This is a genomic window from Lachnotalea sp. AF33-28 (genome assembly GCF_003477885.1).
In the GTDB taxonomy this organism is placed as follows: domain Bacteria; phylum Bacillota; class Clostridia; order Lachnospirales; family Lachnospiraceae; genus AF33-28.
Map to the genome: position 1 here is coordinate 104,648 of NZ_QUEE01000007.1, position 12,589 is coordinate 117,236.

Annotated in this window: 10 protein-coding genes; 2 read left to right on the plus strand and 8 right to left on the minus strand. The window is 52.1% G+C overall.

The annotated features are described in order from the left end of the window. Nucleotides 1–10: 10 nt before the first annotated feature. The 6 genes from DWZ56_RS23145 to DWZ56_RS11355 form a co-directional block, all read right to left on the minus strand. Nucleotides 11–925 carry a hypothetical protein gene (locus tag DWZ56_RS23145; protein ID WP_243095204.1) on the minus strand — a complete coding sequence of 305 codons (915 nt, stop codon included), beginning with the start codon at nt 923–925 and terminating at the stop codon, nt 11–13. Nucleotides 926–935: 10 nt separating this feature from the next. Continuing rightward, the gene (locus DWZ56_RS11335) at nt 936–1,232 is read right to left on the minus strand and encodes a hypothetical protein (protein WP_118556754.1); all 297 of its coding nucleotides are present in this window, start codon (nt 1,230–1,232) and stop codon (nt 936–938) included. A gap of 157 nt (nt 1,233–1,389) precedes the next feature. Then, nucleotides 1,390–5,664 (minus strand): SpaA isopeptide-forming pilin-related protein, encoded by a 4,275-nt coding sequence (locus tag DWZ56_RS11340; protein ID WP_118556755.1) that lies wholly within the window; start codon nt 5,662–5,664, stop codon nt 1,390–1,392. 75 nt (nt 5,665–5,739) lie between these two features. Beyond that, nucleotides 5,740–6,441: a hypothetical protein gene (locus tag DWZ56_RS11345; protein WP_118556756.1), complete on the minus strand. Its 702-nt coding sequence runs from the start codon at nt 6,439–6,441 to the stop codon at nt 5,740–5,742. A gap of 263 nt (nt 6,442–6,704) precedes the next feature. After that, nucleotides 6,705–7,658, minus strand: coding sequence for a ParB/RepB/Spo0J family partition protein (locus DWZ56_RS11350; protein ID WP_118556757.1), 954 nt, complete (start codon nt 7,656–7,658; stop codon nt 6,705–6,707). After that, a complete protein-coding gene (locus DWZ56_RS11355; RefSeq protein WP_118556758.1) occupies nt 7,609–8,439 on the minus strand; it encodes a ParA family protein in 831 nt (276 codons plus the stop codon). The genes DWZ56_RS11350 and DWZ56_RS11355 overlap by 50 nt, the downstream gene beginning before the upstream one ends. Before the next feature lie 776 nt (nt 8,440–9,215). On the opposite strand from DWZ56_RS11355, the gene DWZ56_RS11365 reads away from it, so the two are divergent. After that, nucleotides 9,216–9,770 (plus strand): metallophosphoesterase, encoded by a 555-nt coding sequence (locus tag DWZ56_RS11365; protein WP_118556760.1) that lies wholly within the window; start codon nt 9,216–9,218, stop codon nt 9,768–9,770. Nucleotides 9,771–9,820: 50 nt separating this feature from the next. On the opposite strand, the gene DWZ56_RS11370 is transcribed toward DWZ56_RS11365, so the two are convergent. Then, nucleotides 9,821–10,000, minus strand: a complete 180-nt coding sequence (locus DWZ56_RS11370) for a hypothetical protein (RefSeq protein ID WP_118556761.1) — start codon at nt 9,998–10,000, stop codon at nt 9,821–9,823. 204 nt (nt 10,001–10,204) lie between these two features. Further along, nucleotides 10,205–11,425 (minus strand): ATP-binding protein, encoded by a 1,221-nt coding sequence (locus DWZ56_RS11375; RefSeq protein WP_118556762.1) that lies wholly within the window; start codon nt 11,423–11,425, stop codon nt 10,205–10,207. Nucleotides 11,426–11,688: 263 nt separating this feature from the next. On the opposite strand from DWZ56_RS11375, the gene DWZ56_RS11380 reads away from it, so the two are divergent. Further along, nucleotides 11,689–12,543 (plus strand): YitT family protein, encoded by an 855-nt coding sequence (locus DWZ56_RS11380; protein ID WP_118556894.1) that lies wholly within the window; start codon nt 11,689–11,691, stop codon nt 12,541–12,543. Nucleotides 12,544–12,589 lie beyond the last annotated feature (46 nt).

Consider the following 12,589-nt stretch of genomic DNA (forward strand, 5'->3'; position numbering starts at 1 on the left):
GGTATCCTCCTTATCGTTCATAGCCTTTGTTGCGGCTTGGTTTCGCCTTTGTTTTTCCATCAAAGTCCGCTTTCCCGACTTCGCCGCACCATTCAAACATCTCTTTTTCGCCCGGACAGTAGAGTTTCCCGTTGTCCACGCAAATGAAAAGGTCGCAGTTTTTTATGCTCGACCTTTCATAGAACGCCGAATGGTCATAGTGGCTTTTGTCCCCGGCATGGGGTTTGTCCGTTAGTCCGAGATTGTTATCTCTTGCCGTGTGCCTTGAAATGAAGTCCAAAGTATCCTCCGCTTTTGTAAACAGGCGATAGGGGCAGAAATGCTTGCCGCCATATTCAAAGATCAGCTTATTGCCCTGAATGTGTTTGAGTATGGTCGCCTTATTGACCGCCCAGTGCGGCATACATTCCGGCTTTACTTCACCCATTACATCCACACGCTCATACCGGGTCGGTTTCCCGTCATAGAGATTCGTGCAAAAAACAGCGCTGCCACGGCTGTTTGCCGAAGCGCCGAAGCCTCCCGTCACGAGATAAAGCTGCCGGTCGGCTCGCCGGTATTCCGGCTTGAGAACAGCGGGGTTGATAGCGATGACCTTGCCGTTGATGTCATTTTTGTAGTGGTCGGGGATACAGTCCGCTTCGGCAATAACCGTCACAGGAATATCCAGCTTCTCAACCTCTGACCGAAACAGTTCAGCGTCCCTCTTGATGCGCTCCGCAAAGAACAGCGCTGCATCAATATAATCGTCGCCAACGGCACATTCGGAGTATCGCTGAAAGATGTCGTTGCGCTCCCCATAGCAGCACAGGAAGCGTTCGCCGTTCTTGTCCTGCTCGTTTTCAGCAAGGATGATTTCACGGGAGCCGATATTCACGGCACACAGGACGGTGTAATCGCCCACCATACGCTTTTCACTTTTCATAACCGCCACCTCAAATAATATTGATGACGATAACAACGCCGCCGTCACTCTCCCTGACTTCCTTTCGGGACAGTTCGGGGAAAAGAGACTGTACACGCTGCCTCGCCCTGCGGATGGACTCAAAGCACGGCAGTCCGTAGAATTTGTAGTTGTATGCCAAGTCCCCCAGCGGCAGCTCGCCGGCACGGAGATCATCGGCATAGCGGTTGTAGTAGCGGTAATACAGCTTCATATCCTCATACCGTGTTTCCGGCGAATCCCGCAGGATCTGAAGCACTTTGTTTTCAACGGTATTGATTCGGTTCATTTTCTCCCTCCTTCGGGTAGTAGAAAAGGGGCGGAGTTTATCGCTCCGCCCCATAGGTGATTGGCTCACTTCCTGTTTTTCTTTCTTATCTGCAAGAAGATAAAGCCGCCGATGATAAAGGCTACCAGCACGATAGCCACGATGGTTTTAGGCTCCATCAGTCATTACCCTCCTTCTTCTTTTTCTTAAAGCCAACAAATGCTGTCACGGCAATGCCCACTGCGGACAATCCCGCAAGTGCGTACAGCAGTGGCAGATTGGTGGCGTCGCCGGTCTTGGGCGTATCACGCAGTACATTGTGCATCTCCACAATGGTGGTAGAGCCGGTCTTGACTGTCGCTTTCTTGTCAGCAGGCAGGACATACATCGCAGAGGCGGAGTTGCTCACCTCGGAGACGGTGTAATCCCCGATGCGGATGCCCTCAATGACGATCTCGCCCTTGTCGTTGGTTTCAAGGATAATGTCATAGCCGTTTGCGCCGGTAATACGGAACGCAAATCCCTTGATCTTGCCGTCCGAGGAGGTCTTGACGATCTTCAGGTTTCCTCGCATCGCTTCATTGATAAAGCCCACGCCCGCCTTGTTCTCCACCTCGCAGGTTTTTCCGTCCGTGTCGATCATCACCTCATACACGCCGGTGTCGAGGACAAAGCCCTCCGGCGCTTTGGTTTCCTTCACGAAGTAACGACCGTAGAACAGGTCTTTCATCTCATAGGACCCGATTTCCTTTTCGGTCAGTGTGCCGAGCAGCTCGTCACCGTCGTCCAGCTTGCCGCTTCCGTTGCTGTCCTTGTAGACCTCAAAGGTCGCTCCGGTCAGCTTATTGTCGGGATATTCGGCATCCACCTTGGTCAGATGGATGTTGCCACGGATATATTTGTTGACGATCTTGATTTCCACCACCTGACCGTCCTTGCCGATGGTGACGGGATAGACGGTATCGTCCAGCACGAAGTCCGCAGGCTGTTCGATCTCACGGATATACCAAGTGCCGTAAGGGATGCCCTCAAAAGAAAAGCTGCCATCTTCGGCAGAAGTGGCAGTCATAATCGCAGTTTCTTTTGTAAACTCGCCGTCGTCTGTGCGGAACAGACCGATCAGCGCACCGCCGAGGGCGTTGCCGTTCTCATCGACCTTTTTGCCGGAAACGGAGCCGTAAATCAGGTCATTCTCGATGGTTTTCCCGTCATTGGCGCTAATCTTCACAACGGCAATATCCTGACCGGCGTATTCAAAGGTCACGGGGTACTTAGTATCGGACAGCAGATAATGACTGTCGGTGGCAAGCTCCTTCACATAGTAGCTGCCAAGCGGCAGGTCGGTCTTGGCCATTGCCGTGCCGTCCTCATTCAGCGTGATGATCTCAATCAGTCCGTCTGCGGGAATGGATGTGCCGCTGGTGCTGACGATTTCCTCGGCGGCATACAGCCCGAAGGAGATGTTCTTCAGCTCGCCGTTTGTGCCGATGCCGAACAGCTCATTCGCTTCAAGGGATTTCACAAGGCTGATTTCCGCCGTCTGACGCTCGTTCTCGAACGAAGTCGCCGTTTCTGTTACGGCAACGCTCTGGCCGGCGTAGACAAGCTCAACGGAATGGGGTTCGGGATTGAGCACCATCCCGTGGGGTGCTGTGATCTCTCGCACCTCATATTTGCCGAGATAGAGTTCCCGGCTGGTAGCGACACCGTTTTCGTCGGTAGTTACGGTGTCCACGACCTCACCCTTCTGATTTCGGACAGTGCCGTCCGGCGTAGTAATGTCCTCTGCGGCGACGATCTCATAGACCGCACCGGGAAGTCCACGCTTTTCATACTGCGGCTGATAGATGGTGGGCAGTTCGTTTCCGCTTTCATCTGCGCCGCCGATGACGGAAACGCCGAAGAACACCTCGCCGGTTTTTTCCACGGTGATGGTGCCCTTCTGTGCCATATTGGGCTTATCCACTTTTACTACCGTAACCCCGCTTTCTTCTGTGGAATTATCCTCCGTGACATCGAAGTACACGGGCGTTTCATCGAGAACATAGCCATAGGGAGCCTGTACCTCGACAATAGAGTACCCCTTTCCGAAGGGCAGCTTTTCCGGCGTGACAAGAGAACCTTCTGCATTGGTGTAGAACTCATCAATGGTGGTGGGCGTCGGGTAAGTGAAGGTCATTGTTACGGGGTTGCCGTCCGGGTCATAAATCTTGAAGCCTGCACCGGCATAAGGGATAGTCTTGCCGGTTTCTGCGTCCTGCTTCACGATCTTGATGAAGCTGTTAAAGGGTGCATTGTTGATAAGGTAGCGATAAGTTGCCCCATTCTGAGAAATGAACACATCAAAGTCGGGCATCAGCTCGCTGCCTTCCCAGCCGGACACCTGATGGACGGTATAGATGCCGTAAGGCATATCCTTGGTCTGGGCAAAGCCGTTTTCATCACAGGTGAGATAATCACGCTCGGTGTCCTCGGCAACCTCGTAGCTGCCTGCGGCTTTCAGGTACACAGCAAACTCTGCGCCGCTTTCGGGCGTTTCAATCTGTGTTTCACCGTTATCGGTATGCTTGATGATGGCGATATTGCCCTTTGTGACCTGTTCGGTCACATCATTTACCGTCTGATTATGCTCCACGGTATAAAGCTGCGGCTCTGCACCGACCTTATGAACGGTGGAATCAAGCAGATAGCCCTCGGACGGGGTGATCTCCCGCACTGTCCAGTCGCTGTCGCAGATATATTCCTTGCTGGTAAACTGACCGTTTTTATCGGTGGCGTAGCTGTCCACAAGGGTTTCGCCCTTGTAAATGCCATAGACCGCACCGGCAAGGGATGCGTCGCCCTGTGCCGTTCCCGTTTCGGCGTCGCTCTTGGTGACGGTCACGGTAAACTTTTTGAGGATGTTGGTGAAGCTGCGGCTTGTGACCTCGTTCCACTTCACGGGTGCGCTCTGCGCTTCGGGAACAACATAGCGGACGGCGGTGTCCACCTCCTCCGCGGTATAGGGGGAAGAACCGGAAATGAGGACATCCTTAAAGGTCGCCACGCCGTTCTTATCCGTAACGGCGTACTCATCCACCGCAATGCCGGAGAGCGAAGTGCCGTAGAGATGGAAGGTTACGCCCTCCACAAGACTGTCCTCCGAGGACTTGATGATCTGCAAATCTCCTCGCTTGAGCTTGTTGCTGAAGTTTACGGTAGAAACCTGACCGGAAACCACCGTAACACGGCGGGACTCCTGCGGCTCATACTTGTCGTAGTCCTGCTCCGTCACGGTGTAGACACCGGGCATCAGGTTGTCGATCTGAATTTCACCTCTTGCATTGGTCTTGACCGTCTGATTGACGCCGTTGCCGGTGACGGTAAAGGTGAGGTTGTCCACCTTGCCGTCCTCGCTCGTTTTGACGATCTTGGCAGAGCCGTAGCTGACCTTCAAATTGAGGAACGCCTGCACCGGGTCGCTTACCTCCTGTGCGTAGCTGATGACATCCTGAATGCCTGCGCCGGGTGCGTATCTGCCGTCCGTCCAGGTGATGATGCCACGGCGGGTGGAGCCGGTTTTGCTGGCAGTGATCCTTACGCTGTCGGAGGGCGCATTAGCCGCCGTAATGGTGAGTTTATTTCCGCTGACGCTGAAGGAAATGCCGTTCTCGTTTGCGGAAAAGCTGTAATCCGAGAGGACACGGTTGCTGTCGGTCAGCGTGGCGGTGTAATTTGTGCCGTCCCAAGCAAGCTCTACGCTCTGCGCACGGTATGCGTTCTTGGACATGAAGCTGGGAACGGTTGAATGACGCTGCACACTGGCGACAATGCTGTCGTAATAGCTGCAAAACCGGCTGTAAAGCGGGTGTTCGGCGCTGACGGACTCCTTTACGGCGTCGTAGCTGCCGGGGCTGACGTGATCAAAGTCTGCGTCACGCTCTCCCACGATGGTTTCCCAGATCAGCACCTGCGTTGCCATCGCCTCTGCCAGTGCTGCGGCGTCAGCGGAGTTTTGGGAACGCCACGAGGTGCTGATGGGACCCGTGTAGCCGTACTGCATGATGCGCCCGATAAACAGCTTCATTTCGTAGGGCGAGATGGTGCTGTTGAAATCTGCGGGCAGGTTGTCCCAAAAGGTTTCGTCCTTGCTGGTGTAGCGGTCGCCGGTTTCCTGCGCCGTTCCCGGCTCGATGCAGTAGCAGATGTTGCCCTCATACGAGTGCATCGCTCGGATGGTGGTATACTTGGAGTTCCCGGAGTACCAGCCGTTCATATACTGGAGATTCGGGTGTCCCCAAGAGCCGCCGTAATCGAGATTGGCGTCTCCGCTTCTCGGAAAGGAAATGAGGTAGACCTCCCCCTGCTCTCCTGCGGCAAAGGCGGTGGTCGTGCCAAGCCCCACAAGGGCGGTCAGGCACATCACGAGGGAAAGCAGTCCTGCCATCCCTCGCTTGAAAAGGTTTCGTTTCATTGGTGTTTTTCCTCCTTGTAAAAAGTAAACGCACCGTTTTCACGATGCGTTTCAGAGTGATGTTTGGTTTTGTTTTTATGCGTAGCCGATATACACCTCGTAGGAATTGCCGCTTGTCTGCTCATACCAAACCCAGACCTCGGTGATGTCGCTGTCCTTAGCATAGCGGTCAAGGTAGCCCTTGATGTCCCGTTCGGTGTACCTGCACTTGGAGCCTGCGGCAATGGGGTTGTCCCAGCAGTAGGCGGCTCCGCTGTCCAGCGTCAGCCCCACGCTTTCGGCATAGCTCTTGGCAAAGTTGACCCAGTAGCCGATGTCAAAGGACGGCTCGGTGGGCGGCTCCGTGGATGGTTGTGTCGGCTGGGGAGGTTCTGACGGCTTCGGTTCCTCGGTTGCCGGAGGGATGGGCTGTTCTGTTTCGGATGGAGCCGGTGAAGCTGTGGTTTCCGACCGACGCTCGGACTCGTCCTTCTTTTGCTGCGGATCGCTTGTCTGCGGCGGCGTTGTGCCGCTTACTGGATGTTCGGGAACCGGTCGGCGTTCGCTTTCCGTGCTTCCTTCCGTTTCCTCATCTGCTGTCTGTGCGCTTTGTGCTTCGGGTGGCTGAGCCGGGGCTGTCTGTTCTGCCTGAGAGGTATCTTTTCCGGCAGCTTCTTCTGTCTGGCTCTCCGAAAAAGAAAACCCGTCGGGCTTTTCGGTGTTCTGTGAAGCCTTGCCGCACCCGGCAGTCAGGCACAAAAACAGAATAAGGAATATGCTCAAAACCCTCGTTTTCATCGTGCGACCTCCTTTTCGCACTCATTTTAGCCGAAAAAAGAGGGGGAAATCAAGCCTGCGATGACGGCAGAACCTTTAATGATACCGCAAACCGGCTTTTTCGGGAACTTTGCGCTGTTTCCCTCGGCTCTCTTAGATAGCTATACTCAAGGGAGATAGAGTTTATTTAAGAGAGATAGATATTCTCTTTTCGGTTAGTCTGTTAGTATTCAAGGGGTTGGAGTGTGAGGAAGGGGAAGCGGAAAAACGTACTCCGCCTGCCGTTACCGGCTGTCACGATCCGCCCGCTGACGGAGAAAGCGGCTGTAATGCTCCAAGGCCTTCAGCACATAGTCCTCCGTTTGGCTGATGGGAATATTCTTGGGGATCAGGCTTCGCACCTTGTCCCCTCGCAGGATGATCTTTTCCCGCTGGTTGGGCTTTTCTTCACACATAATGGCGGACACCACCTCCGGCGTGAGCTTGCCCTCCGAAAAGAACTTCCGCATACGGATGGTCTGGTCATGGGAGGGCGTACACTGGTTCAGGTCGATTTCCTCTACCACATCCCGCTGGCAGCCCTCGTCCAGATAGGACAGCTCCACCGCAGGGCGCATCTTGATTCTGCCATCGTCCACAAGGTCAAGCAGTTCGGGGACAAGATTGGTAAGGCGGACATATCGCTGAATTTGTGTGTTGCTATCTGTGCCTTCGGCAGCTAAAAGCTCTCTTGACTTCCCGAAAAGATTATCGTGTCCCAGTGGGACACCATTTTCTTTGCTCGGTCTGCCTGCCTGACGCTTCATCGCTTCCAAGCGCATCTTGTAGGCAAATGCCTTTTCCGAGGGAAGTATCTGCGACCGCTGGTAGTTGCTCTCCACCATCAAAATGGTGGCGGCGTCACGGTCAAGGTCTACCACCTCGCAGCGGAGCGTTTCAAATCCGGCAAGCTCACAGGCTCGTTTTCTGCGGTGTCCCGAAACAAGCTCGTATCTGCCGTCCTCCTTCTGCCGGACGGTCGCCGGGGTGATGACTCCGCGCTCCTTGACGCTCTCCACAAGCTGTAACATATCCTCATCGTCCCGCACCTTAAAGGGATGGTCGGGGAAATTGTCGATCTCCGTCAGGGGAATGTCCCGGATTTTTGCCAGCTTTGCGTCGTCCCGTTCCTCCTGCGTGGAGAACAGGTCATCGAGCGTGTTCGTGGGAAGCGTGAAGTCGCTCTTTCTGCCTGCCATCGGCTAACACCTCCTTCGTGAAATCTGCGTAGGCCTTGGACACGGTGCTGTTCGGCTCATAGGCGTATATGCTTTTTCCCTTGGACGAAACCTCTGCGGCTTTCACGGCAACGGGAATGGTCGTCCGGTAAATCCTGATCCGGCAGCCGAAGTTCTCCCGCAGCGCCTCCACGGTGCTTTTGGCGAGATTCGTTCTGCCGTCCACAAGGGTCAGCAGGATTCCGTCGATGGCAAGGTTCGGGTTGGTGTGCTTTTTTACCTTGGCAATCGTGGACAGGAGCTGCGTCATTCCCTTTGCCGGCAGATATTGCGCCTGCACGGGAATGATAACGCTGTCCGCAGCCGTCAGTGCGTTGAGGGTAATCATACCGAGGGACGGCATACAATCTATGAGGACATAATCGTAGTTGTCCTTTACTTGGCTGAGATAGTTCTTCATCACGCTTTCCCGGCTCATTGCGGTCACAAGGCTCATCTCCAGCGCCGACAGCTCAAGATTCGACGGCACAAGGTCAACCTTTTCCTCGTGGCTGAGAATCCCGGCAAATGGGTCTTGGCTTTCCTCGCGCATTACCGCCGCCAGCTTGTTGGTCAGCGTCTGCGGCAGACTGTCTGAATCCCGCCAGCCGAGGCAGGCCGTAAGGTCGCTCTGCGGGTCTGCGTCTATGAGGAGTACCTTTTTGCCCTGCATGGCAAGCCCGATTCCAAGGTTGACCGCCGTGGTGGTTTTCCCGACGCCGCCCTTTTGGTTGCATATCGCTATGGTTTTACAGTTTGGCATCTTTCGTTTTCCTCCTTCTTTGTAGATTTCATAGCCGCCTGTAATGAACGGCTATGTATATGTCCGCAGTATTTGTCCTCAACGCCCCCTGCGGCGGCTTTCGCCTTCCGGGAAACACTTGGGTCACGGTGTGCTGCACCGTGTCATAGGGCTTTCACCTCTGCCGGGTTCTCCGCCAGCTCCGTAGAGAAGTATCATAATCCTTCTGACTGTCATCGCCGTCCCGGTGGCAATCCGGGTTTCAGATCGGGGGTTCTCGCTCGTCCTCCGGTTAGGAGAAGTCACGGCGTACCCATCTTCGGGCTAATCATCAGAAGTAATGTCCCAAGTGCCTGTATATTCAATTTTCAAGGTTCACGAAGCGGCTCCCGATTGTGGTTGGGAAAGAACCCCTTCACTTACTCTGAATAAGGAAGCGATTTTTGAGGGTGTTTTTCAAAAAAAGTTGAAAAAATTTTTCGTGCCCCTTGGAAAGCAAAAAAGCCGCCCTTCCGAGAACGGAAAAGCGGCTTTGCGTTTGAATGATTTACTTGTTCATATTTATATAGTATACTGTGGTCAGGCTTATGGAAGGAGGGCAAGAGCTATGACGAACGGCAGCAACAGAAGCAAAGAGATAATAAGCAGGCTCGGTTTGTCCTCCCGGACTTTTTGCTTCATAACGAATTACGGTCAGTTCAGACGAAAACGGGGATAGTACAGGACTATCCTGATTTCGCGCAGGGCTGTTCGGTGAGCAGTTCTGCTTTTACTTTATATATGGGAGATGATACACGATGATTTATTTTACGGCAGACACGCATTTCGGTCACTGCAATGTTATCCGGTTCTGCGACCGTCCCTTTGCCTCCGCCGAGGAAATGGACGAGGCGATGATTCAAAACTGGAACGATAGAGTGACCGGAAACGATACGGTATATATTCTTGGGGATATGTTTTTCCGCAGCACCAATGCGGAGGGAATCCTGAAGCGGTTGAAGGGCAAGAAGCGGCTGATCGTCGGCAACCACGACGGCTCGTGGATGACGAAGTTTGACTATGCAAGGTACTTTGCCGGCGTGGATAAGTTTTTGGAAACCTCGGACGGAAAGCGCTCTCTAACGCTATGCCATTACCCGATGCTTTCGTGGAAGCACGCGAAGCGGTCATATATGCTCCACGGGCATATTCATAATGATACGAGGGCGGACTTCTGGCCGCTGATTGCCGCACGGGAGAATGTTTTGAATGCCGGTGTGGATATAAACAGCTTTAAGCCTGTAACTTTTGATGAGCTGCTGGAAAACAACCGCCGTTTCAAGGAAAACTCTTTGGCGGAAAGCTATACCTGAAATGAAAAGAGCCGCTTACTCCGATTGGGAATAAGCGGCTCGAACTCTATTCAGATGTATACGACCTTCAGCTTTTTTCGCTTTGCGCCGGTCAGCTTCACCAGCACATCGTCAACGGCGTCCGTATATTTGCCCTGCCGGATAAGCGCGTTTTTCAGGTCTATGAGGGATTTGATAACCTCCGACCGTTCCTGCTCGGTCAGATAGATATGATACTTCTGTTCTTTCATTGTCCGGCACCTCCTGACGCTTCCATTATACTCCGGCAGTTGCAAAAAACGCAAAGATGCGATTATACTATATATACTGATAGCAACAAGGCTCCAACCTTGCCGGTTGAAGCCCTGTTGCTGCCTTTGCGAATGCCGCTTTTCTGTTCGTTTGAAATTATCGCCTTAGTGGGCTGTGGCATTCGCGGCATCCCTTTTATTCTTTCACTGCAGTTTAAGCAGCCATTTCAAAATATTTTTTTTCTTTATACCTTCATAATTCATATCTCCGAAGAGCTCATCCAGAGTTAAAAGATACTTTGGGTGGTTATCCTGTATTTTTTGCAGCGGGGCAAGTTCTCTTTGCAGCATTCTGTCATCCAGTGCCGTCTGTGTGACCTGATAGTAGGACAGCTCTCCGTTTTTCATGGCGACAAAATCAACCTCACAGTCCGCGCCGAGCTGCCCGACATATACCTCGTACCCTCTTCTGCGAAGTTCCAGGTAAACGATATTCTCCAATATGTGACCGATATCCGTATCCCTTCCGCGGACAAGCATATTTCGCATGGCTACGTCACAAACATAATATTTGTTTACTGTGCTTAAGAATTCCTTGCCTTTGATGTTATACCGCCTTGCTTCATACATCAGGAGGCTGTCAGTCAGACCGCGAAGATATCGGTCTACAGTTTTGGAATCGATCTTTCGCTGCTTTGAAACCATTGTATTGGCGATCGCAGTGGGGGTAGTCCGGTTGCCAATATTGTGCATGAGGTATTTAGCTACTGCCTCCAGCATATTAACGTCCGCTATGTTCAGACGTCTGACGATATCATTGAGCAATATCGTATGATAAATACCCTCCATATACTCTTTAGCCTCTGATGCGCCATATCGGTATTTGAGCACATATGGGAACGAACCTGTATCGATATACAGCGTGAATTTATCCGTGAGTGCCATTGCTTTCCGGTTATCATCCAGTCCCTCGCAGAATTCACTGAAAGACAGAGGCATCATGGACAGTTCGGCATACCGCCCGGTGAGCAATGTGGCGAGTTCACCCGACATAAAACAGGCATTGGATCCGGTAATATAAACGTCGCAGTTCTCACGCAGAAACAGGCTGTCCACCGCTTTTTGGTATGATTCGACATGCTGGATCTCATCCAGAAAAATATAGTTCATCCGATCAGGACAAAGCCGTTCCTTGACATATCGGTATAAAGAACGGTAATCCGTCAGCTCTTCAAATTCAAGATCCTCAAAATTGATGGATATTATCTGTTCCGGCCGGATGCCGTGTTCAAGCAGGTAATCGCGGTAGATGTCAAAAAGTGTAGATTTACCGCAACGGCGTACACCGGTGACAACCTTGATGATCTGTTTGTCCTTTTGCCTGATGAGCCAGTCTAAATAATCCGGTCTTTTCAGTCTTTTCACTGTTTCACCTCCGTTATAAACAGTATACTCTGTTTATAAAAAAGTATCAATAAAAACGGAATTAATTCCGTTTTTATATAAGAATACATTTAAAATGAAGTCTGTTCCAATAATATACCGGGATTGCTTCCTTTACTAGACAGGTGTTATATGTTAAGATGAGAGAGGTCAAAATGGGTGACCGAATATCATACATTCAAACAGTCAGACTAATATGTTGTGAGCAGGAGGACGATGGGGTGAAACAGAAGCAGACAGGCAGTATGGGAAACAAATGGCTGGAACTGATCAGGGAGTATGGGGTTTTGACGTTCAGCACGGCTCTGGTAGTGATCGGCGTTTACTTTTTTAAATTCCCGAACAATTTTTCTTTTGGCGGAGTAACCGGTTATGCGGTGGTGCTGGGGAAAGTTATGCCATTTACGCCCAGCGATATTACCTTTGTATTCAATATAGCCCTCCTGGTGGTGGGCTTCCTTTTCCTGGGGCGTTCCTTCGGTATTAAAACCGTATATGTCAGCATCCTTATGTCGGTAGGCCTTGCGGTGCTTGAAAAGGTTTGCCCGTTAAACGCTCCTCTGACAGATGAGCCGCTTCTGGAGCTTTTGTTCGCGATTTTCCTGCCGGGACTCGGCTCTGCGATTCTGTTCAATGTGGGCGCTTCCAGCGGGGGCACGGACATCATCGCGATGATACTGAAAAAATACACGGCGGCGGACATCGGCACCAGTCTGTTTCTGGTGGATCTGCTTGTGGTGATCGCTTCCTTTTTCCTGTTTGATATACGCACCGGCCTGTTCTCGTTTTGCGGGCTGATGGCTAAATCCCTGGTGATCGATTCTGTAATTGAGAGCATCAATCTGTGTAAATATTTTAATGTGGTATGCGATGAGCCGGAACCGATCTGTGATTACATTATCAATGAGCTGCACCGCAGTGCCACGATCTGCCGCGCGGAAGGCGCATTTACCAAAGAGGACAAGGCGGTGATCATGACCGTTATGAGCCGCACCCAGGCGGTGCTGCTGCGCAATTATATCAAGAAAGTGGAACCGTCAGCGTTTATGCTGATATCCAATACCAGTGAGATCATAGGAAAAGGGTTCCATAGCGTATAGACAGAGGGGTGCGTAGAAGGCGCGCGGGCCGTCAGCCTGCGGCCGA